The 22,058-nt window shown below is 63.9% G+C and carries 22 protein-coding genes; 14 read left to right on the forward strand and 8 right to left on the reverse strand.

Features of this window, described 5'->3' with window-relative positions; genetic code table 11:
• Positions 1-74 precede the first annotated feature (74 nt).
• The 5 genes from CS1GBM3_RS05535 (at position 75) to CS1GBM3_RS05555 (ending at position 5,100) form a co-directional block, all read left to right on the forward strand.
• On the forward strand, positions 75-1,370 hold the full coding sequence (locus tag CS1GBM3_RS05535) for a formylmethanofuran dehydrogenase (RefSeq protein ID WP_072392466.1): 1,296 nt from the start codon (positions 75-77) through the stop codon (positions 1,368-1,370).
• 29 nt (positions 1,371-1,399) lie between these two features.
• Positions 1,400-3,088 carry a formylmethanofuran dehydrogenase subunit A gene (locus CS1GBM3_RS05540; RefSeq protein WP_072392469.1) on the forward strand — a complete coding sequence of 563 codons (1,689 nt, stop codon included), beginning with the start codon at positions 1,400-1,402 and terminating at the stop codon, positions 3,086-3,088.
• 2 nt (positions 3,089-3,090) lie between these two features.
• Positions 3,091-3,999, forward strand: a complete 909-nt coding sequence (gene fhcD / locus CS1GBM3_RS05545) for a formylmethanofuran--tetrahydromethanopterin N-formyltransferase (RefSeq protein WP_072392472.1) — start codon at positions 3,091-3,093, stop codon at positions 3,997-3,999.
• On the forward strand, positions 3,996-4,808 hold the full coding sequence (locus tag CS1GBM3_RS05550; RefSeq protein ID WP_072392475.1) for a formylmethanofuran dehydrogenase subunit C: 813 nt from the start codon (positions 3,996-3,998) through the stop codon (positions 4,806-4,808). Before fhcD ends, CS1GBM3_RS05550 begins: the two co-directional genes overlap by 4 nt.
• Positions 4,809-4,893: 85 nt before the next feature.
• Positions 4,894-5,100, forward strand: a complete 207-nt coding sequence (locus tag CS1GBM3_RS05555) for a hypothetical protein (protein WP_072392478.1) — start codon at positions 4,894-4,896, stop codon at positions 5,098-5,100.
• Between the two features lie 21 nt (positions 5,101-5,121).
• On the opposite strand, the gene CS1GBM3_RS05560 is transcribed toward CS1GBM3_RS05555, so the two are convergent.
• Positions 5,122-5,802, reverse strand: coding sequence for a DUF1194 domain-containing protein (locus CS1GBM3_RS05560; protein ID WP_139247832.1), 681 nt, complete (start codon positions 5,800-5,802; stop codon positions 5,122-5,124).
• A gap of 288 nt (positions 5,803-6,090) precedes the next feature.
• On the opposite strand from CS1GBM3_RS05560, the gene CS1GBM3_RS05565 reads away from it, so the two are divergent.
• The 4 genes from CS1GBM3_RS05565 to CS1GBM3_RS05580 all read left to right on the forward strand — a co-directional run bounded on the left by CS1GBM3_RS05565 (position 6,091) and on the right by CS1GBM3_RS05580 (position 10,363).
• Positions 6,091-6,474, forward strand: a complete 384-nt coding sequence (locus tag CS1GBM3_RS05565; RefSeq protein WP_083567270.1) for a DUF2946 family protein — start codon at positions 6,091-6,093, stop codon at positions 6,472-6,474.
• An 88-nt stretch (positions 6,475-6,562) separates the two neighbouring features.
• Positions 6,563-8,800, forward strand: a complete 2,238-nt coding sequence (locus tag CS1GBM3_RS05570) for a TonB-dependent receptor family protein (protein ID WP_083567119.1) — start codon at positions 6,563-6,565, stop codon at positions 8,798-8,800.
• 68 nt (positions 8,801-8,868) lie between these two features.
• Positions 8,869-9,306, forward strand: coding sequence for a copper uptake system-associated protein (locus CS1GBM3_RS05575; protein ID WP_072392481.1), 438 nt, complete (start codon positions 8,869-8,871; stop codon positions 9,304-9,306).
• A 19-nt stretch (positions 9,307-9,325) separates the two neighbouring features.
• Positions 9,326-10,363, forward strand: a complete 1,038-nt coding sequence (locus CS1GBM3_RS05580; protein WP_072392484.1) for a DUF1775 domain-containing protein — start codon at positions 9,326-9,328, stop codon at positions 10,361-10,363.
• 81 nt (positions 10,364-10,444) lie between these two features.
• Here CS1GBM3_RS05580 and CS1GBM3_RS19460 read toward each other — a convergent pair whose 3' ends face one another.
• Positions 10,445-10,642: a hypothetical protein gene (locus CS1GBM3_RS19460; RefSeq protein ID WP_139247802.1), complete on the reverse strand. Its 198-nt coding sequence runs from the start codon at positions 10,640-10,642 to the stop codon at positions 10,445-10,447.
• Between the two features lie 318 nt (positions 10,643-10,960).
• Between CS1GBM3_RS19460 and CS1GBM3_RS05585 the strand changes: the two genes are divergently transcribed.
• Complete coding sequence (locus tag CS1GBM3_RS05585) at positions 10,961-11,707, forward strand: cupin domain-containing protein (RefSeq protein ID WP_072392487.1); 747 nt, start codon at positions 10,961-10,963, stop codon at positions 11,705-11,707.
• Positions 11,708-11,824: 117 nt separating this feature from the next.
• Here the strand turns inward: CS1GBM3_RS05585 and pqqA are convergent, their stop codons facing one another.
• From pqqA to CS1GBM3_RS05600, 3 genes are all read right to left on the reverse strand, one after another.
• On the reverse strand, positions 11,825-11,914 hold the full coding sequence (gene pqqA / locus CS1GBM3_RS05590; protein WP_020086280.1) for a pyrroloquinoline quinone precursor peptide PqqA: 90 nt from the start codon (positions 11,912-11,914) through the stop codon (positions 11,825-11,827).
• A gap of 122 nt (positions 11,915-12,036) precedes the next feature.
• Entirely contained in the window at positions 12,037-12,522 is a 486-nt protein-coding gene (locus tag CS1GBM3_RS05595; RefSeq protein ID WP_072392490.1) for a MaoC family dehydratase, read from the reverse strand.
• 117 nt (positions 12,523-12,639) lie between these two features.
• Positions 12,640-13,899, reverse strand: a complete 1,260-nt coding sequence (locus CS1GBM3_RS05600; RefSeq protein ID WP_083567123.1) for a patatin-like phospholipase family protein — start codon at positions 13,897-13,899, stop codon at positions 12,640-12,642.
• Between the two features lie 128 nt (positions 13,900-14,027).
• Here CS1GBM3_RS05600 and CS1GBM3_RS05605 point away from each other — a divergent pair, with 128 nt between their 5' ends.
• A complete protein-coding gene (locus CS1GBM3_RS05605; protein ID WP_072392493.1) occupies positions 14,028-14,744 on the forward strand; it encodes an NUDIX hydrolase in 717 nt (238 codons plus the stop codon).
• 83 nt (positions 14,745-14,827) lie between these two features.
• A complete protein-coding gene (locus CS1GBM3_RS05610) occupies positions 14,828-15,739 on the forward strand; it encodes a PhzF family phenazine biosynthesis protein (RefSeq protein WP_072392496.1) in 912 nt (303 codons plus the stop codon).
• On the opposite strand, the gene CS1GBM3_RS05615 is transcribed toward CS1GBM3_RS05610, so the two are convergent.
• Entirely contained in the window at positions 15,736-16,521 is a 786-nt protein-coding gene (locus CS1GBM3_RS05615) for a DUF1194 domain-containing protein (protein WP_072392499.1), read from the reverse strand. The two genes, CS1GBM3_RS05610 and CS1GBM3_RS05615, sit on opposite strands and share 4 nt — an antisense overlap.
• Positions 16,522-16,673: 152 nt before the next feature.
• Here CS1GBM3_RS05615 and CS1GBM3_RS05620 point away from each other — a divergent pair, with 152 nt between their 5' ends.
• Positions 16,674-18,206, forward strand: a complete 1,533-nt coding sequence (locus CS1GBM3_RS05620) for a winged helix-turn-helix domain-containing protein (RefSeq protein ID WP_072392502.1) — start codon at positions 16,674-16,676, stop codon at positions 18,204-18,206.
• Positions 18,207-18,209: 3 nt separating this feature from the next.
• On the opposite strand, the gene CS1GBM3_RS05625 is transcribed toward CS1GBM3_RS05620, so the two are convergent.
• Positions 18,210-18,656, reverse strand: a complete 447-nt coding sequence (locus CS1GBM3_RS05625; protein ID WP_072393751.1) for a VOC family protein — start codon at positions 18,654-18,656, stop codon at positions 18,210-18,212.
• A 214-nt stretch (positions 18,657-18,870) separates the two neighbouring features.
• Positions 18,871-19,767, reverse strand: a complete 897-nt coding sequence (locus CS1GBM3_RS05630) for an LssY C-terminal domain-containing protein (protein ID WP_348533601.1) — start codon at positions 19,765-19,767, stop codon at positions 18,871-18,873.
• 311 nt (positions 19,768-20,078) lie between these two features.
• Here CS1GBM3_RS05630 and CS1GBM3_RS05640 point away from each other — a divergent pair, with 311 nt between their 5' ends.
• Complete coding sequence (locus CS1GBM3_RS05640) at positions 20,079-21,635, forward strand: 2-isopropylmalate synthase (protein WP_072392508.1); 1,557 nt, start codon at positions 20,079-20,081, stop codon at positions 21,633-21,635.
• Positions 21,636-22,058: the final 423 nt, after the last annotated feature.

A 22,058-nucleotide genomic window follows, 5' to 3' on the forward strand; every position in this document is an offset into this window, starting at 1 on the left:
CATCTTCGGCTGTTGTTTTGCCGGCCCGTCCATGCTTTTGTTCCGCGCCAAATCAAATTACGAGACCCCCCACTATGCCGAATTGGACCTCAAGCCCGGGCACGCCGCCCAAGTCCAACGCGATCACCGACGTCGCCTGCCCGTTCTGCGGTCTCGTTTGTGACGATCTCGAGCTCGCCAAAGACGAGACCGGGCTGCGCGTCACCAAGAACGGCTGCGACAAAGCCGTGGCCGGCTTCGAGCGCAAGGTCGACGGGGCGAAGCCTCAGGTCGATGGCCACGACGTAGATCTCGCCACCGCCATCCAGGCGGCAACCGATCTCATCCGACAATCGTCTCTGCCGCTTTACGGCGGTCTCGGCACCGATGTCGACGGCATCCGCGCCGTGCTGGCGCTGGCCGACAAGAGCGGCGGCGTCGTGGACCACGCACTCTCCGAAGCCCAATACCGTAACTTCCGGGTGCTGCAGACGCGCGGCTGGATCACCACCACGCTGACGGAAGCCCGCAACCGGGCAGACATTTTCATTATCCTCGCCTCCGACGTCCATAAGCTGCACCCGCGCTTCTTCGAGCGCATCGTGAACGTCGAGCAGTCACTGTTCTCTGACACGCCGGCCAAGCGCACCATCGTCTTCGTCGGAAAGGGGCTCGACCAGTCCGGCGCAAAGGGGCCGCGCATCGGCGAGGTGATCACACTTCCCTGTGAACTCGACCGCATCGGTGAGGTCGCCGCCGCGCTCGCCGCTGAGATTCGCGGTGCGCCACTGGCGGTCGAGACGGTCGCGGGTGTGCCGCTCGCGGATGTGAAGGCGTTGGCCGAGCGCTGCCAGAAGGCCGCCTATCCCGTGTTCGTCTGGGCCCCGCCCAGTCTCGACTTCCCGAACGCGGACCTCATCGTCAGCACGATTTCCGATCTCGTGAAGGACCTCAATGTCAAAGGCCGCGCTGCAGGTCTGTCGCTCGGCGGCAACGAGGGCGGCATCTCGGCCGGAGCAGTCGGATCGTGGCAGAGCGGTTTTCCGCTGCGGGTCTCGTTTGCGAGCGGGAAGCCGGACTACGATTTCCTGCGCTACGCCATTCCACGCATGCTGGGTGCGGGCGAGGGCGACCTTTTAGTCTGGCTGGCCTCGTTCTCGCCGGATCTCGGCCCGCCGGCCACCAAGCTGCCGACAATCGTGCTGGGCACCCCCGGCCTCAAGCTTGCGGGAACGCCCAAGGTGTTCATTCCGATCGGAACGCCGGGCGCGGATCACGCTGGGCGCATCATCCGCGTCGACAACGTTGTTTCGCTGCCCTTGCGCAACTTAGGACGATCGGACCTACCGAAGGCCGCCGACATCCTGGGCGCCATCGAGCTCGCGCTCTAGTTTCGTTCCCGCCTCGAGGACCAAAGAGAATGCTGATCAAGTTCACCGGCGGAACCGTCTATGACCCCGCGAATGGGGTCAACGGCGAGGTGCGGGACATCTACGTCAAGGACGGGCGCATCGTCGCCTCGCCGGGGCCCGGAACGCGTATCGATGCCGAGTACACGCTCAACGGCCGCGTTGTCATGGCGGGCGCTATCGATCCGCACAGCCACATCGGCGGCGGCAAGGTCACCATCGGCCGCACGATGCTGCCGGAGGACCACTATGGTCATGAGGTGGCGCGCACCGATCTTTTGCGCTCGGGCTGCGGCCACGCCGTGCCCTCGACGATGACTGCAGGCTACCGCTACGCCGAGATGGGATACACGGCCGCCTTCGAGCCGGCGATGCTGCCCGCCAACGCGCGGCAGGCGCACCTCGAGATGGGCGATACGCCCATGATCGACAAGGGCGCGTTCGTGATGCTCGGCAGCGACGACTTCTTCCTGCGCGCGCTCTCGCAGAAGAAGGACTTCTCCTTCATCAAGGACTACATCGCCTGGACGATGCACGCCTCGCAGGCGCTGGCGGTCAAGATCGTGAACCCAGGCGGCATCAGCGCCTTCAAGTTCAACCAGCGCCAGCTCGACCTCGACGAGAAGCACGAGTTCTACGGTCTGACGCCGCGCGACATCATCCTGACGCTCGCACGCGGGATGAAGGAACTCGGCGTTCCGCACCCGATCCACATCCACGGCTGCAACCTCGGCGTCCCGGGCAGCATGAACTCCACGCTGGCCACGATCCGCGCCGCGGAAGGCCTGCCGATGCATCTGACGCACATCCAGTTCCACAGCTACGGCACGGAAGGGGATATGAAGTTCTCCTCCGGCGCGCCGCAGATCGCCGAGCTCTTGAACCAGCACAGCAACGTCTCGATCGACATCGGCCAGATCCTGTTCGGGCAGACGTGCACAGCGTCCGGCGACAGCATGCGCCAGTACGGCAACACGAAGTCCGCCGACCCGAAGAAGTGGGTTGTGATGGACATCGAGTGCGATGCGGGCTGCGGCGTGGTGCCGATGAAGTATCGCGACAAGAGCTACGTCAATGCGCTGCAGTGGTGCATCGGCCTCGAGCTGTTCCTGCTCGTCAACGACCCGTGGCGGATCTTCCTGACCACCGACCACCCGAACGGCGCGCCGTTCTACTTCTATCCGCACCTGATCCGGCTGCTCATGGACCGCACGTTCCGCAACGAGATGCTTGAGAAGCTGCATCCCGCGGCGCAGGCGGCGACGATCCTGAAGTCGCTTGATCGCGAGTACACGCTCTACGACATCGCCATCATGACGCGCGCGGGACCGGCCCGAAGCCTCGGCTTGCGCGACCGCGGACATCTCGGCGCGGGCGCCATCGCCGACATCACGATCTACGAGGACAATGCCGACCGCGAGGCCATGTTCCAGACGCCGCTGTTCGTGTTCAAGAGCGGCGAGCTGATCGTGAAGAACGGCCAGGTGGTCAAGGTGGTGGCCGGCGCGACGCACGTGGCGCGGCCCGACTATGACCCCGGCATCGAGAAGACCTTGCGCGAGTACTTCGAGCAGTACCATACGGTGCGGCTCGACAACTTCCGCGTCTCCGAGCAGGAGATCGTCGACAGCAACTGCGGTCATACCGGCGGCGAATGCGGATGCGTGATCGTGCAGCCCTGCGGACCGAGGACCTCCTGACCATGAGCGCCACGACCATCAACGGCGTCGTTATCGACGACACCTTCGCCGAGGCGTTCGGCATGAGCGGGCTCGGGCTCGTGATCACCGCCGACACGCTGAAGTGGGCCCGCATCTCCGCCGAGGTGATGACCGGGTTTGGAACCTCCGTGATCGGCTGCGGCGCCGAGTGTGGAATCGACCGCGAGCTCAGCCCCGAGGAGACGCCTGACGGGCGGCCCGGCGTGCGCGTGCTCATTTTCGGCTTCTCGCCGGATGCGCTCAAGCCGCAGCTCGTCAATCGCGTTGGCCAATGCGTTCTGACGAGCCCCGGCTCGGCCTGCTACAACGGCCTCGAAAGCCCGACGACGATGGCGCTTGCCGCCGGCCCGCGCTTCTTCGGCGATGGCTGGCAGACGGCCAAGAAGCTCGGCAAACGCCGGTTCTGGCGCGTGCCCGTGATGGACGGCGAGTTCGTGATCGAGGACAAGTGCGGCTTCACCACCGAGGGGGTCGGCGGCGGCAACCTTCTCATCCTCGGGCGTGATCGCGCGGGACTTCTCGAGGCCACCGAAGCGGCGGTCGCGGCGATCGCCAAGGTCGACGACGTGATCACGCCATTCCCGGGCGGCATTGTGCGCTCGGGCTCCAAGGTGGGCTCGAAGTACAAGGGCGCCATCGCCTCCACCAACGATGCGTTCTGTCCGACGCTCAAGGGCGCGGTCAAAACCGAGTGCAGCCCGGATACCATCGCCGTGCTCGAGATCGTCATCGACGGCCTCACCTCGAAGGCCGTTGCGGACGCCATGCGCGCCGGGCTCAAGACAATCATCGAAACGGGCGCCGCAAAGGGCGTCACGCGTGTCTCTGCGGGCAACTACGGCGGCAAGCTGGGTCAGCACCACTATCACCTCAAGGAGCTGCTGCCATGAGCGCACTGAGCTTCAAACTGCGGCAGGCTCCGACGAGCGTCATCGATCTCAGCGCTTTGATTCCGAGCAGTCTTGCTTCTCTTTCTGTCAGCGAGATCGAGAACCTCGTGCTCGGCGACGGCTTGCACGCCCCGCGCGTCGGCGACGTCTTCGCGGTCAGCGGGACGCCGGGCGATGCGATGATCGTCATTTCGGGCGGCTCGTCGCTGATCGACTACGTCGGCGCCGGCCTCGACGGCGGCACGATCACGGTCGAAGGGTCGGTCGGCGGCTACGCCGGACGCGGCATGACGGGCGGGTGCCTCGATATCGCGGGCGATGCGGGCGTGTTCCTGGCCTCGACGGCCAAGGGTGGCGTCATCCATGTCAAGGGCTCGGTCGGCGACTTTCTCGGTGGCGCGCGGCCCGGCGACAAGTTCGGGCTGCTCGGCGGCACTGTGCTCGTGGACGGCAATGTCGGCGAACGCGCCGGTGAGCGCATGCGGCGCGGCACGGTCATCACAAAAGGCAAGTTCGGCGCGGCGGCCGGCTCGCGCATGGTGGGCGGCACGCTTTGGACCGAGGCAGGCTTCGGTCCGCACCCTGGCCCGCTTCTCCGCCGCGGCACGCTGATCGGGCCGTCGGTCGACGAGGTCCTGCCGACGTTCGCCGATTGCGGGCGCATCGATCCGGTGATCCTGCGCATCATCTCGCGCTACGTCGCCGACGTGCTCGGCCCGCTGGCGCCCAGCGCGTTGCCGGGCAAAGTGCGCAAGCTCGCGGGCGACATGGCGACCATCGGCAAGGGCGAGATCCTGCTCACCGCGTGATCGTGGCTGCAAAGCCCTCGGAAGTCTGATTACCTATGGGGCGTAACCGGGCGCGTTCGACGTCCGGAACGCGGAGAGACGCCCCATGCTCAGCATCATTCTTTCGGCCTGCCTGATTGCCGATCCAAGCCATTGTCGCGACTTCAAGATTCCGCTCGACACAGAGATCGAGATGGACAGCATGCGCTGCGCGATGGCCGCGCCTCCCTACTTTGCGAAGTGGAACGAGGAGCACCCGCAGTGGCGCATCAAGCGCTGGAAGTGCCAGCCCGCATCGCTCAACGATACCTGAGCTGGCGCCCCGGGGTGTAAGTCAGCGGCGGACTGCTGCCTCCTTAAAGGAGGGCTGCTTGCCGCTGATCTCGATCATGAACTTCTGGCGAATGGCGCGGCCGAAATCGTTGAAGCCGTGCGCCGGCAGGATGAACGATCCCGGCCCGCCCATGACGTTCTCGCGATACCAGTCCTCCAGGATCGGGCCTTCGTCGCCCTCGAGGATCGGAAGCCCGTTCACGGTCACGCCCGTGGCGGCCAGCTCGTCGCGCACGGTGGCGGGCGGCTCATTGGGATTGCAGTTTTCGCGGCCGTCGCCCGAGACGTCGAGGACAATGCGCAGCGCCTTCGCCGGAATCTGGGGGACAACCTTATCCGAAATAGAGCGCAGCATGCCCGAGACGCAGGTGAACTCCCCCGTCTGACGTGGCAGGGCGCGTACCTTGGCGGCAACGGCAGCCGCGTCCGCGGCGCTCGCTATCCGCTGCCACGCGAGCGCCAGCTTCGGCTTGTCCGCCCACGTGACCATCGAAAACAGGATGCCACCCTGCGGGCCGTTGAGAATTGCCTTCAGCACCTCGGGATCCTCGAGCGCCTTGGCGATGCCTTCCATCTGCAGCCGATAGCGCTCCTCGTCGACGGAGTTCGACACATCGACCGAGACGATCAGGGCCGTATCGACCTCCGCCGGGAGATCCGTCGATTGGGCGTGAGCTGCCATTCCGATAGCGGCGGTTGCGACGAAGGCGGTGACAAGCCAACCCCACGGGGCGGCTGCAATCCGTGATCTCATGTTGTTGTTCTCGGTTGCCCAGATCATCCGGCTGCCATCATAACCTCGCCAAGCGCCGCGCCGCCAGGGCCCGTAATCTACCTAATGCGCCCTCCTGTGTGATGTTTCGGGCACGCTTCGGTGCGCTTCGCCTGCGCCCGAGTGTCCGTGCAGTGTTGCAAACTATGACGGCCGCCCTTACCGTGCGTGCTCGTCGTCTCGAGCCAGGGATCGCGCGTGCGCATTCGCCCGTACATCACCGTGCTTCTGCTCGCCGTGCTGGCTCTGCGCAGCCTGCTGCCGGTGGGCTACATGGTGCAGTCGGCCGAAGCAGCCGATGGTGGCGCATTCGAGATCGTGATCTGTACGAGCACGGGGCTCAAGCACATCACCGTCGACGAGGATGGGACGACCCCACAGCCGAAATCCCAGTCCGTCGACAACGGCCTTTGCCCCTTTGCCTCAGGCGGCGCTGCGGCGCTGACCTATGCGACGCCATATAGCCTTTCTGGCGAAGCCGAGTATGCAGCCGTCACCTACACGCTGGCGGCCGCGCTCTTTGCTGAAACTCCGAAGCCCGGGGCGACGTCCGCCCGCGGGCCTCCGTCCGCGTTGATCTGATTAGCATTCGTTTTGGTGGCCGTGCGTTGCTGTCCGGAGTCGGAAGCACGCGTGGCGCTCGCTTCAGATTCAATGCGGATTCCAAGTCATGTCACTCTTTCTCAGGCCCTTGGGCTCGCCCCGGGCAACCCGCACCACGCATCATGCGTGCTTCGCCGTCTCGTTGCTGGCGTTAACCGCCGTGCTGTCGTCGGCAGCTTCGGCGCAAGAGGCGCCCGTCGAGCTGCCAGAGGTCAACGTCACCACGACAACGCCTCAGCTCAAGGCGAAAGCTAAGCCACAGACGAAAGCCGCGCCCGCGCCGCAGCCTGTTGCACCTGCTGCCGTCGCGACCGATAGCAACGCTGGCGCGCCCTCCCCTGGCGACCGCTCCGGCAGCCTGTCCGTGCCGACGACGGCAGAAGCCACCGTGGACATCGATCGCACGCCGGGTGCCGTCGAGGTGGTGCCGGACACGGCGTACAAGACGTCGACGCCTGCGGTCACGATCAAGGATGCGCTCGACTATGTGCCGGGCGTTTTCGTGCAACCGAAGTGGGGCGAGGACAGCCGCATCTCGATCCGCGGATCGAGCCTGTCGCGCAACTTCCACTTGCGCGGCATCCAGTTGTACATGGACGGCATTCCGATCAACACGGCGGACGGCTATGGCGACTTCCAAGAGATCGACCCGACCGCCTACCGCTACATCGAGGTCTTCAAAGGCGCCAATGCGCTGCGCTTCGGGGCCAACGCGCTCGGCGGGGCGATCAACTTCGTCATGCCGACCGGATACGACGCGGATCTCTTCGGGGCGCGTGTCGATATCGGCAGCTTCGGCTTCCGCAAGCTGGCGGTGAGCTCGGGGGCCGTGTCAGGGCCGGTCGACTACTTCATGACTGGCACCTGGCAAGAAGCCGACGGCTTCCGCGACCACAGCGACGGCGAGAGCGTGCGCGGGTCCATGAACGTGGGCTATCGCCTCAGCGAAAACGTCGAGACGCGGTTCTATGTCAATGCGAACGACGTCGATCAGCGCATTCCGGGCAGCGTGACGAAGCGCGTGGCGCTCACATCTCCCGAGACGGCCAATCCTGGAAACATCACAGGCGACTACCAGCGCAACATCGAGACGGTGCGTATCGCCAACAAGACGGCGATTCGGCTCATGCCGGGCACCGTGCTGGAGGTCGGCGCGTTCAACGTCGACCGCCACCTCATGCATCCGATCTTCCAGTGGCTGGACAACCGCTATGACGACTATGGCGGCTTTGCACGTATCACGGATGAAAGCCGCATTGGCGGTTTCGCGAACCGGCTGATCGCGGGCGTGAACCTGCACAATGGAAGCGTTGACGTACGGCAGTACCAGAACCTCGCGGGACAGAAGGGCGACGAGACGGTCGCTACGAAAGACACATCACACAACCTCAGCGCCTACTTCGAGAACCACTTCTATGTGACCCCGCAGGTGGCGCTTGTTGCGGGCACACAATTCTTACACGCCACACGCAAGCGCGACGTGGATTTTGGAGCCACGCCCGGAGAAACTGAGTTCAATTTGTGGAGTCCGAAGGGCGGCGTCGTGTGGGATGTCACGCGCACTTGGCAGGTGTTCGGAAATATCTCGCGCAGCGCCGAGGTGCCGAGCTTTGGTGAGAGCGTCGTTGGTGGCAGCATCAATATTCCCTTCTTCGAACTGAAGCCGCAAAGGGCCACAACCTACGAGATCGGCACGCGCGGCGGCACGGACGATTTCCGGTGGGATTTCGCGCTCTACCGCGCCAACATCGACAACGAGTTATTGTGCTTCACAACGAACACCAACCCGAGCACCTGCCAAGTTGGAAATGCCGACAAGACGATCCATCAGGGCGTCGAACTCGGCTTCGGCGCCGCCGTGTTGAAATCCTTGTTCGCGAGGGGCCCAGATCCCGATAAGGTCTGGCTACACGCAGCCTACACGTTCAGCGATTTCCGCTACGATGGCGATGCGGAATGGGGCAATAACGAGCTGCCTGGCGCGCCGCGGCATTTCCTGCGGGCCGAGCTGCTCTACAAGCATCCGAGCGGCATCTATTTCGGGCCGAACGTCGAGTGGGTTCCGGAAGCCTATTACGTCGACAGTGCGAATTCGTTTGAGACCGACGCCTACGCCATCTGGGGTGCGAAGATCGGCTTCGACAACGGCGGGCCGATCACAGCCTATCTTGAGGGTCGCAACCTGTCGGACGAGGCCTATATCGCAAGTACGAGCATCGCAGCCGATATGAATGGCAGCGACGCTTTGATGTTCGAACCTGGAACCGGCCGCGCGATCTATGGCGGCGTGCAGGTCAAATGGTGAGCAACATGCGCATTCGGCCTCTCGCGCCTTGCTCCCGACTTGTTGCGACGCTGAGTGCGTGTGCGTGGATGGCGCTTTCTTGCGCCATCCACTCCCCGCCTCCCGCATTGGCGGCCAATGACGCAGACCAGATCCGCGCCCTTATCGGCGCCACATGGGACAAACCCGACAGCAAGGTCGAAACCGACCCGGTCGTAATTTCGGGAGACCACGCGGTCGCCAGCTGGACGCAAGGCTCGCACGGTGGACGCGCTTTGCTCAGGCGCGGTAAAGCTGGATGGTCTGTCGTTCTTTGCAGCGGCGACCCGCTGCGTGAAGCCAACTGGCTTGCGGAAGCTGGTGTACCCGGACAGGATGCAGAAAAGATCGCGCAAGACCTGAAGGCCGCTGAGGCTAAGGTTTCGGTCGAGCGGCGCGCGATGTTCTCGCTGTTCGAGGGTGTCATCTCCGGAGATGGTCCGGAGCACCAAGCCCCAGCCGGCGAGCGTCATCACCCCCATCACTAGAAAACTCGGAAGCGTACCCATGACCCTCACACTCAATCATCTCGGCTGGACGGCGATACTGATGCTCGCGTGCTGGCCGGCCCACGCACACGTCAACCTGGAACAACGGGAGGCGCCGCGTGGAAAATCCTACAAAGCGGTTTTCAAGGTGCCGCACGGCTGCAAGGGAGAGGCGACGCATACGGTGCGCGTCGAAATCCCCGAGGGCTTCATCGGGGTCAAGCCGATGCCGAAGCCGGGCTGGACGATCAAGACCGAACGCGGCGCCTACGCGCAGGAGTACGGCTACTATCACGGCCCGCTCAAAGAAGGCGTGAAGCAGATCGAATGGTCGGGCGGCGAGCTGCCTGACGACCACTATGACGAGTTCGTTGCCTCGGGCTTCATTGCTCGCGAGCTGAAAGATGCCGCGCTCTATTTCAAGGTCGTGCAGGAGTGCGCAAACGGCGCAGAGCGGTGGGTCGAGATTCCTGGCGCGGGGGGTGATCCGCACGATCTCAACGCGCCCGCAGCCGTGCTGAAAATCGCGGACGGTGGCAATGACGCGGCGCACGGACACGACCACCACCACGCGCACGGCAATGGGCATGCGCATGGGCACAACAAGCATGGCGAGGCCGCGAGCGATGGCGCCGCAACGATCGGTTCGCTCGCCATCGAAGGCGCGTGGACGCGCGCGACAGCGGAAGGCGCGAAGGTCGGCGCCGGCTATCTCACGATCCGCAACACGGGCGGCGACGCCGACACTTTGGTTGGTGTCGAGACGGCCGTCGCAGAGCGGGGCGAGATCCACGAGATGAGCATGAGCGAAGGTGTGATGCGCATGCGGCGCCTCGCCGACGGGGTTGAGATTCCAGCGGGCGGCAGCGTGGAGCTCAAGCCCGGCGGCAATCATCTGATGTTCATGAACCTCAAAGAGCGTCTCGTAGAGGGTGAGCGCATCACCGTGACGCTCACGTTCAAGAGCGGAGCGACCGGTTCCGTCACGTTGCCTGTGCGTGGGCTCGGCGCCGGCAAGAGCGACAAAGGCGAACAACACAACCACAGCCACCATTGAGGTGGCTGTGGTCTAAGCTTTCGTTGCGAGAACCTTGGAAAAATGGGCTTGTGCGTGCAGCGGTCTCGCTGCGCGCGTGCGCTATTCGCGCATCATCTGTTCTTTGAGGCCAGCTTCGTTGCCTCTCCAACGGGCGACTGCCCTGCGACGGCGCTCGAGTTCCTCTGTCCAGGGGTAGCGGATAGGAGCCTGCTCGGCCGTGCGGTCCTTCATGTAGAGATAAGTGACTGACGATGTCTTGGGCGACACTGTCTTGGAAGGAGCTGCTGAGTGGTTCATGAGGCGACTACTCCGGTTGCGCTTCATCTCTCAGTTGCCCGGCATGAACGGTTTCATGCCATGCCGGTTCCCCCCGGTTGCGCTTCAGCCGTTGCGCGTTTCACCTTTCACTTTCGTGTCCCCTCGTCGTGTGGCCAGTAGATACCCGCCGGCGCACAACGCAAAGTGAAATTCGATGATATATTTTTCACAAGTGCATGAGCCTCCATGTTGCCAAACCCTATGATGCACTGCGAAATACGCGCTCGCGCCGTCGCGGAAATGTCGCACTTCACGCTGGCGACGAAAGCGCCGCGCACTTCATAGGACACGCTCTCAATGACAGGTTTTGTTCGTCTCTCGACTCCCTTCGCGGATGAGCTCGAGGACTGGGGTCCATGGCCCCAGGAGGATTTGGTCGCCGGAACGGGGCAGCAATACGGCCGCTTATGGCACGACGATGCGACATCCGGTCTAACCGTCGGCTTCTGGGCATGCTCTCCGGTGACAGCCCGCATAGGGCCGTGGTCAACGAACGAAGTGATGATCCTGCTCGAGGGCTCGGTCACGATCGATCATGCAGACGGCAGCACGCTCGAAGTGATGGCGGGAGAAGCCTTTTTCATTCCCAAGGGCACCATCTGCGCGTGGCGACAGGCCGGCGATCTTAAGAAGTTCTTTGCCATACACGACGACTCCTCCGGTCTTGTTGCGACGCAACCTGACGCCCTGCATGCACGCAAGATCGATTTCGGTGCGGCTCTGACGCCGACGGAGGGCCCGGCCTCCTCGCTGCTCCTCGGCGCGGCACCGACGTGCCACGAAGCGGTCGCCTTCACGGATCTCACAGGTCAGCTCACCGCGGGGATCTGGGCGGCCGCGCCTTATGAGCGCAAGGCGGTTCCTTCGCCACGTCATGAGCTGATGCACATCCTCGAAGGCACGGTGACGCTGTCGGACGGTGCCGGACGCGAAGAGACGTTTTCGGCGGGCGACACGTGCTTCGTGCCGAAGGGCGCCGTTGCGGGCTGGAGCAGCATGACGCCGGTCAAGAAGGTGTTCTGCAGCTTCACACCCAAGGCGTGACGCAAAACAAAGCGGCGGTCGCGAAGAGCGACCGCCGTACGATCTATGCAGAGTGTGATCGAGAAATCTCGAACTGACGATTCACGCATCAGACTGATGCGATCATGGTCCTGAAGCTTAGATGATGTCGATCTCAGCCGGCAGATACGAGGTTACCTCGAGGCCGACTTCCTGCTCACGAACAGCGGGCTTGGTCCAGGTCTTCATGGAACTCTCCTTGGGTTGAGGCGGATCTTCCGATCCACGTTCTTTTATGCGGGCAACTTATCCCAGCCGCCCCGCGCCCAGCCAATCGTATTTTCCGTGGCCGCCCATAAGTGGCACTGATGCTATGGTGTAACGCCTGTGGCTGCAGGCCGGCGCGGGACAACCAAGCGCGCGGTCATGACCTGCACGACCTCTCCCTTCTGGTTCCGCGTCTCACTGCGAATGGTGACCATGCCGCGCTCAGGCCGCGAGCGCGATGGCGTCGCCGCGATGACTTCGCAATCGACTGTCAGCTCATCGCCAGGTCGGGTCGCGCGCGGCCACGTGATCTCTCCGCCGGCGCCGATGACGCCGCCCGCGATCGGCAGGCCGCTGGTCACGAGCAGGCGCATGGTCAGTGCCGCCGTGTGCCAGCCGCTGGCGACCAGGCCGCCAAAGAAGCTCTCCGTGGCCGCCGCCTCGTCGAGATGAAAGGGTTGCGGATCAAAGCTCGCCGCGAACTCCTTGATCGCGGCGGCGTCGATCCGGACCGAGGCCGTTGTGATGCGCCAGCCAACGACCAGATCCTCGAAATACAGGCGGTCTACCGCCACCGCGTCGCTGCTCATGATGCCTCACTTTGATGGAAGGCCAGACCAGACGTTGACGCTCCAGGCGTCCGGCGGCGATTGGACAATGCGCCGCGCAACGCCCTCATCGGTGTGCTTCTTGTTGGAAAGATACTTTTATCGCTCATAGCCGGGCGGCAGCTTGCGCCACGCGTAGCCCTCCGCGCCCTTGCTATAGCCGTAATCGAATAGCTTGTTCATGTACGTTTTGTCGAAGGGGCCTTTGTAGGGCTCTGTAAACTCGTCCTCGAGGTAGGCGAGATTGAAATCGACGCCGTCGCGCTGTGCCGTCAGATAGATGCGGTAGAGGTCGTTAACGGCGTTGGCCGCCGTCATAGTCGAGATGGCCTGGCCAGCGATGGCCAGCGTCTGGCGCTTGACCGACGTCTCGGCGCGGAACAAGCGCCCGTTGCGAATGATGTAGGCGACGTCCTTGTGTCCCGGCCGCACGCGATCGACCGTCTTCAGCCTCAGGGAGGGCGGATAGAGAAACACCTGCGCCATGGCACCGCCGTCGACGTGCATCTCCTCGTAGCGATTGCCATCGACCGTGACGTCGAGCATCACCGGAGGGAATGCGCCCGGAATCGAGGCCGAGGCGCGCAGCACCTCGACGATCAGCTCGCGCGCCCGCGGGTCGGTGCTCTTGGCGATAGCGCCGACGTTCCAGATGATCGAGCGCGCCTGGTCGAGGTTCGTGGTGGCGATCAGGAGCAGACGGCCTTTGTCGTACTCCTCCGCGAAACGCCGGACCATGGCGTCGTCAACGTAACTCGCGATCAGTTTCTTCAGCGGCGTAGTGTCCGTGATGGCGTCGCCGGACAAAATGGCGAGGATCGGCTCCGTGCTGTAGATCATGTCCGGGCTGGTCTCGGTGTAGACCCGCTTCAGCTGTTCGTCGTACTCAGGCCCCAGGAACGCAAACGGAGCCGACAACGCGCCGGTGCTGATGCCGGTGACGACCGCGAACTCCGGCCGGTCGCCGCGCGCGGTCCATCCGACGAGGAGCCCGGCACCGAACGCTCCGTCATCTCCGCCGCCGGAGATGGCGAGAAAGTTCGTCGGCTTCACCTTCTTGCTATTGGCGCCCGTCCGCTCACGATGCGCCTGCCCTTTGGAGACCATTTCATAGGCGAGCGCGCGGAACACGGCCGGATCGCCATCCGCATAGAAGCGGGCGTAGGGAACGTCGAGCGGCTTGATCTCGGAAGCGAGCGCGAGAGGCACCGCGGGCAGGCGATCGATGCTCGCGCACGCGGACAGCAGCAGCGTGAGGGCAAACCCCACCAGCACGGCGCCGAATGCTCCGCAGCGGCTCCACGATCGCTCACCGGCGCGAACTGCTGCCGCATCGCCGTCTGTCCGCCCCTGTGTCATGAAACGCCGAACGATGTGCCCCTGGTCGACGAGCCAATCCGCGCATCTTATGTCATTGTTATGGCTGGAGGGAGCCTAAGGCCGATCGTGGTTTCCGCGGCTGCCGCTTCCCGCACCCGGAGGCCCGAATGTGGCGACCAGACGAAACACGGGTGTTCACCGCAACGGCGCTCGATCTTCGCCTTTCGGACGAAAGGTGGCCGTTCGCGGACCAGCATAAGGACGAGATCGCGGCTCACTGGGACCGGCGCGTCCGGCAATCTCCGGCGTTTTTCAACGGCCCCGTCCTGGTGCTGGCCGACTATGCACTGGCCGAGGATGGCGTGCTGCGGGGGCGCTTCCTGCGATCCGACTTCAGGAGCTTCCTCTACTGGCGGGAGACCGGCTTGCGCGATGCCAGCGTCATGGATGCGTTCGGCTGCGGCCTCATCCTCTCGGCCGAGGGAAGTGTGCTGCTCGGGCGCCAGCGCGCCGGAAATCTAAATGGCGGGCTCTGCTATCCGCCTGCCGGTTTCGTCGATGACAGCGACGTCGCGGCGGATGGCTCGGTCGACATCGAGGCCAGCGCGGCACGGGAGATCGTGGAGGAAACCGGCCTCACCGCACCCACGATCGAGCGCGCCGGCGGCTATGTGATCACCGTTGCGGGCCCGGTGCTGTCGATCGCCGTGACATTCCGGTCGGAGCTTCCGGGTGCCAAGCTCCTCCTGGAAGCTCAGCGCCACATCGCGTCGGATGCCGACAGCGAGATTGCGGCGTTCCTGCTTGCCGTTCCAGGCTCAACCCTGGACGATGTTCCGATGCCGCCTTATGCCCGGGCGCTGGTTACGCACTTGCAGGTCTAAAAATTCCCTCCTAAAGGCTCGCGCACCGCTTGGAGCTGAACATCGGATAGGGCAGAGTGCGCCCGCTTCAACGGGGAGGCTTCATGGCACTCAAGTTTCATACGCTCGATGTGTTCACCGAACAGCGCTTCGGCGGCAATCCACTCGCAGTCGTTCCAGAGGCCGACGGCTTGAGCGATGACCAGATGCAGGCCATCGCGCGCGAGTTCAATCTCTCCGAGACGGTTTTTATCCAGACACCGACGCGCCCGGCGCACTCGGCCAGGATGCGCATCTTCACGCCTCGCAGCGAGATCGCCTTCGCCGGGCATCCGACCATCGGCACGGCCGTGCTGCTCGCCGAGCTCAATGCGCCAGCGCACAACGGCGAGAAGGACGCGCTGATCGTACTCGAACAGCGCATCGGCACCGTGCGCGTCGGTGCGCGCGTCAGGGCCGGCGCAGCGGCGTTCGCCGAATTCGACGCACCGAAGCTGCCGGCAGAAGCTGGTGTGCTGCCGCCCGACGATGTCGTGGCCGCGGGCCTTGGCCTCATCCCGAGCGAGGTCGGCTTCGAAAACCACGCCCCGGTCTGCTTCGCGGCCGGCAACACCTTCGCCTTCGTGCCGGTGACGTCGCTTGAGGCCATCGGGCGGGCGCGCATCAACGGGGCGCACTGGGAGCGCGCGTTCGAGCAACAAGGCGTCTCGGGCGTCTACGTCTATACCCGCCAGTGCGCGCACACGAGTAGCGCCTTCCACGTGCGCATGTTCGCGCCGCAGGTCGGCATTCCGGAAGACCCGGCGACAGGGTCGGCCGCGGTCGGGCTCGCCGGGATCGTGCACCAGTTCGATGCCCTGCCCGACGGCACGCACCGGCGCGTCATCGAGCAAGGCTACGAGATGGGGCGGCCGAGCCAGATCGTGCTGACGCTCGTCGTCGCGAGCGGCAAGCTAACAACTGTCCGCATCGGCGGCTCCGCCGTGCGCGTCTCGGAAGGAACGCTCGAGGTCTAGTCCGGCGCTGTCCCTCTCCGCTTCTCGCCGGTCAGATTGGCGTAGAGCGGCAGGCCGATCTCGCGCACAAGCTTCCGGCGAATTGCACTGGCATAATTCTCGAGGGCAATGACTGGCTCGACAAAAGCGTGCGGGCCGCCGATCACGTCGCGCTCGAAATAGTCGATCAAGGTTCGTGGATCGGGTTCCCGTTCCGGTCCGTCGACCACACCGTCGAGCAATCCTTTATAGACGATCGGCAAGCCGTTGATGGTTACGCCATCGCCAACGAGACCCGCGCGCACATGCGCCAGGTCGGGCCCCTTATTGTTCACCCCATCGCTTGATAGGTTGACGATGCGGCGGGTGCCGAAAAAGCCGCTTTGCGCCAGCAGCTCGTGCGACCTCAAAAGCGCACTGCTGATCGACGTGCCGCGTTTGATGCGTGCCGGCCGAACCTGTTCCAGCTTCCGCGCAAAGCGTGCCGCGCTCGCCTCGCCATCTATCAGCATCCAAGGCACGGCGATCCGATGTCGCCTGTCGCCGCCCCATTCGAGATACGTGACCGCGATGCGGCCCATGGCACCGCCCTCGATGGCGCGGATGACGTCAGGATGCCGGAAGGCTTCAGCGAAACCCTGGTGTTGCAGCCACTTCTCTTCCGAATCCATGGAGATCGACGCGTCGGCCGCGATCACCAGTTCTACGTCGACAGGGATAGGGATATCGGCGCGTGCAGGCAGAAACTGGCTGCTCATCCACACTACGGCGGCGCATATGGCGCCCACGGATCTTCTCTCCATTAACCTTTTCCCCGACGTATATTCCGCACCATGAAGATGCCGCCACGCGGCTTGTCGGAGATTGGAAAACGATTGTTGTCAGAGTATTTGAAAGGAGGGCTGTGACCGTCTCACGGTGAACAATGCCTGGACGGCTTGCAGGGGCGAACGGCATGGGGCAGCGGCGTTACGGAGATCTGGTTTTCGACGCAACGCTCCTCTTTGCCGAGCGAGGCAACAGCGAGCGGCTCAGATTTACGCGCAACGAGCGCGCCCTGCTCAACCTGTTCATGGACAATCCCGAGAGACTGCTCAGCCGCGGCCACATCCTCGATGCTATCACACACGCCGACTCGGACATCTCCGACCGGAATGTCGACTTTCTCGTCAATCGGCTGCGCACCAAGCTCGGCGATAGCGCGCGCGCCCCTCGCTTCATCGCCACGCAGTATGGGGAGGGTTACGTCTGGATCGCCAAATCGGACGAGAGTGTCGACGCGTTCGTCGTGATCGGGCCATGTCACGGGCTGCGCCACGCGGAGACAGCTCAGCGCGCGAATCCAGTGCTGTCGGACATCACCCAGACGCTCGCTCGCTTAATGGAAAACAAGCACGCCGTCGTTCTCAAGCCGGACTGGTCGGCCGATGCGGCGTTAGGTGAGACATCCTACTCAGTCGATGCGAGCCTGCATGCGGATGGAGACCTCCTGCACGGCGCGTTCGTTCTGCGCGATGGCGGGACCGGCCAAATTCTGAAGGCGTTCCGCGCCGTTTTTAGTCCTGCTGCTGCGGACGACGTGTGCGCCCTGGCAACACACATCAAGGATGCCATCTGGGCGCACCAGGCGCTTCCTCTCGCCTCCCACGTGGCGGCGACGGATACGCCGCTCGAACTGCGCATGCACGATGCGGCCTTGCTTCTCTCGCGCACACCCGAGAGTTGGCAAAAGGCGCAGGAACAGATCGAGCGTGCCCGGGCAAACGATCCGCACGACCCCATGCTGGCCATCATGCAGGGGTTCGCTCTCTACGTCGGACTGCTCCAGCGCCTCCACTCCCCGGATGAATGGCGCGCCGCGGAAACAGAAATCGAAACACTGGTTTTCAACAGCTTGCCCGCGATCCAGGACAACTCTCTGCTCGTGCTCGGAGCGGCCAAACTTTTGTTCTTCATCGGGCGCGGCAATTTCGATTTGGCCAGTCGCCTCGCGGACGAGGCGTTCGAAAAGAGCACGGCCTTTGCCGCCGCTTTCTCGACGCGCGCGCAAATGCGCATGGCCGAAGGCGAGTTCGCCAAAGCGCACCTTCTCTACGACAAGGCTATCGAGCTTTCCGAGCCGGGCTCAGAGTTCTTCATCTATCTCAAGATTCTAAAATCGACTGCGGCGCTGGCCGATAACGATCGCGCAGCGGTCGATGCCATCGCATCGGAGCTCTACGCCCTCAATCCGCACATCCGGATCAAAGTCGGGATATTTCTGGCCTCTCCCGACGTGGACTTGCCGCCGGATATTGCGGCTGTATTTTCCTCCTACGACGCAGAACGCGCATCGTGGATCATTATGTATCTCTACAATGTCTCCGCGCGTCATTTCCACGTGCCCGAGCACCGGCGCAACATCATGCGCGGGCTCATCACACACCTATCGCGACACTTCGGCGAGAACATCGTCCCCGCCGAAGTGCGAAATGGCATTGGCCGGTGACGCCTATCCCTTAGTCCCGCACCCGGACATGTCGGGCATGGCGGCCTTGATTTCCTCCAGCGTCATGTCCTTGACGTGCGTCGCGACGGACCAGCGGTGGCCGAACGGATCCTCGACCTGGCCATAGCGGTCGCCCCAGAAAGCATCGTCCACGGGCATCACGACCGTCGCGCCTGCCGTCACGGCGCGCTCGACGAAGGAGTCGACGTCGGGCACGTTGAGATGGATGGTGACCGGCGTTCCCTTAAGCGCCTTGGGTCCGAGCGAGCCCCAGTCCGGCGCCTCGTCGACCAGCATGACGAGGGAATCGCCGATGCGGACGCAGCCGTGCCAGAGCTTGCCGTCCGGCCCTTCGAGCCGCATCATCTCCTCGGCGCCAAAGGCCTTTTTGTAAAATTCAATGGCCTTGGCCGCCCCGGCGCACACGAGATGCGGCGTCACCGTGCGCATATACCTAGCTGGGCTCTGCTTTTCCGCGCCGAACGTATCCGGTTCCGTCTTTTTGGCTTTCGCACGGGCTGTGGCAGCCATGGCGGGGCTCCTTTCAATGCTGTCGCTCCTTCGGAAGGCGACGCCTTCCCGGATTGAAGACGGATTTGCCCCTGTTTACCCGACACCGAGGTCATAACATTTTCTGGCAGCAGCCCACCAAGCGGATCTGCGCTCACTCCTGGCCGCGCTGCGGTACCCATCCGACCCTACGGGCCACCATGAGCACCACCTTCCAGATGCGGTGCTTTATCGCTTGAGTTGTGGAGATCTTCTGCTCCGGTGTGACGGCTTTGGCCGGCGGCGCCTTTGGATCGAGCGTGGGATCGAGGACCGCGATCGTGATCTCGCCGTCGGTGTAGTAGGGATCGCCTTCCCCGTTTCGCCCGTTCAACGTCGGGCCGGTGCCCGTCACCTGGTACGTCTGTGAGACGGCTCCCATTTTTGACAGGGAGGCGATGACGAAGTCACGGTCGTGGTCAAGGTCCGGATCGATATGGTGGGTGATCTGCAAGGTGTCGTGGCTCAAGCCTGCGCTGCGGTCGAAGCTCGCGGCGCCGAGCCAGACGCCGTGGCTTTCGACGCCTTTGTCCAGGATATGCCAGAGGCGTACGTGGTGACGGCGGTCCGCGCTCGCGCCGACCGGAAGTTCGAACGCCAGATCCTGGCGGCGCCCGTCCAGATAGAGACTGCTGACGGGCGCGTCCGAATAGGGGCGGTCCAGGACGACGCTGAGGCCGATCTCGACGCTCGAGCGCAGGGTTATCGCGTCGGCCGGCTTCCAGCCCGCGAGCGTGAAGGCATAGACGACCTGCGCCTTCGAGCCGACGACGCCGACGTTCAAGGGGTCGCCCGGAATGCCTTGCGCCGTGGCGGTCACCATCGTGCGGCCGGCGAGCCCCGGCTGGTGCTCGTAATCGTACCAGAGGGCGGGAAGGACCGCGTAAGCCGTCAGAAGATAAAGGGCGAGAACGGCGGCCAGACCGGTGATGAGCCGTCGCGTGGTCGACCTTTTTGGCACTTCGTTCACCATGCGACGGCGGCGTTTGCGACGATATGGGAGGCGCAGCATGCCCGCCGCCCCCTTGCAATTCGTGAACTTTCTTGGCTTATTGTGGCGCTTACAAGCGATTTGCACCGGTGAGACGCGCTTCATGCGCCACATGGCGACCAGCTTCGGACAGACTCAGGCCCGCGCTTCCGCGTTCGGGCCCGGCCGGCGTCGCGCGCCGCTGCTCCTGACCCTCCTCCTTATCAGCCCCTGAGAACCGGGGGCTCGGCGACCGCCGCCGGGCAGGTGCTCAGGGGATCCACGATGCAGGCTGATAGGATCTCTGCCGGCGACCGCTGAGACGGGCTGGCCACCGAGGAAGGACACGTTCCATGACCACCGCAGGCCACGACGGCGACCGCGTCGTCATTTTCGACACCACCTTGCGCGACGGCGAGCAGTGCCCCGGCGCTACCATGACCTACGAGGAGAAGCTCGAGGTCGCCGACTGCCTCGACCAGATGGGCGTCGACATCATCGAGGCCGGGTTTCCCATCGCCTCCGAGGGTGACTTCGAGGCGGTCACGGCCATCGCCAAGCGCGTGAAGCGGGCGACGGTCGCCGGTCTTGCGCGCGCCATCAACGCCGACATCGACCGGGCCGGCGAAGCCGTGCGCCATGCTCAAAAGCCGCGCATTCACACGTTCGTCTCGACCTCTCCGATCCACCTCGCGCATCAGATGCGTAAGAGCGAGGCCGAGGTGCTGGAGATCATCACTGCGACCGTTGCTCGGGCGCGCAATCTCGTCGAAGACGTAGAATGGAGCGCGATGGACGCAACGCGCACTGGCATCGACTACCTCTGCCAGTGCGTGGAGGCGGCGATCCGCGCCGGCGCGACGACGATCAACCTGCCCGATACCGTCGGCTACGCAACGCCCGAGGAGTATGCGGCGATGTTCCGCGCCGTGCGCGAGCGCGTGCCGGATGCCGACAAGGCTGTCTTCTCCACGCACTGCCACAACGATCTCGGCCTCGCGGTCGCCAACTCGCTAGCGGCGCTCGGCGCGGGCGCGCGGCAGATCGAATGCACGATCAACGGCATTGGCGAGCGGGCCGGCAACGCGGCGCTGGAAGAGATCGTCATGGCGATCAAGACGCGCGGGGACGTGCTGCCCTACCACAGCGGCATCGAGTCGACGATGCTGGCGCGGGCTTCCAAGCTCGTCTCTGCTGTGACGAACTTCCCCGTGCAGTACAACAAGGCCATCGTCGGGCGGAATGCCTTCGCGCACGAAAGCGGCATCCACCAGGACGGCATCCTCAAGCATCAGCAGACCTACGAGATCATGACGCCGGAATCGGTCGGTGTCGGCAAGACCTCGCTGGTCATGGGCAAGCACTCGGGCCGCAACGCGTTCCGAACCAAACTCAAGGAGCTCGGCTACGAGCTCGGCGAGAACGCATTTGAGGATGCCTTCAACCGCTTCAAGGCGCTCGCGGACCGTAAGAAGCACGTCTACGACGAGGATATCGAGGCGCTGGTCGACGAGGGCATCGCGCACGCGCACGACCGCATGAAGGTGGTGGCGCTGCAAGTGATCGCCGGTACGGGTGGGCCGCAGTCGGCGACGCTGACGCTCGATATCGACGGCACTCAGAAGACGGTGCACGCCAACGGCAACGGTCCGGTGGATGCGATCTTCGCCGCAATCCACATGCTGGTTCCGCACACGGCCAAGCTCGAGCTCTACCAGGTGCACGCCGTGACCGAGGGGACCGACGCTCAGGCCGAGGTTTCGGTGCGGCTCGCCGAGGACGGCCGCGTGGTTACGGGCCGCGGTGCCGATACGGACACCATGGTGGCCTCGGCACGTGCCTACGTCGCGGCGCTCAACAAACTGTTGCTCAAGCGGCAGAAGACCGCCAAGGCCGAGCAAGCCGTGTGATCAGATCCCTCCGTCGGGGCAGCGCTTCAGCGTGCCCCGACGGGTTCGACCCGGGATACCGCAACCCCCAGGGCTTTCTGAACGTCGAGTAGCGCTGCAGATTCTGCGGTGCTAATCTTGCGCGCGTGTCTGATGGGCGGTGTGTTTGGTCATTTCAGCTTGAAGCCGACCGAGCACGGCCAGCCGTAGCATGCGGAGATCGGCGCGCAGTGACCAAACCGGATGAGAAAAGGTCTTTGGCGCGTTGCCTTCGACCAGAGCGTGGCTAGCCCATGCGGCACCGTAAGCCAGAACGATGCCTGCAATCAGAAAAATCGGATCTAGCGTCGCAACGGAGAGGCCGATGCACGCCAATGCCGCGGCTGTCCCTACGATGTGAACGACCCGGGTTACAGGATGTCGGTGGGCCTCAAGATACTCTCG

Origin of the sequence: Hyphomicrobium sp. CS1GBMeth3 (assembly GCF_900117455.1) — a bacterium.
Lineage (GTDB): Bacteria > Pseudomonadota > Alphaproteobacteria > Rhizobiales > Hyphomicrobiaceae > Hyphomicrobium_C.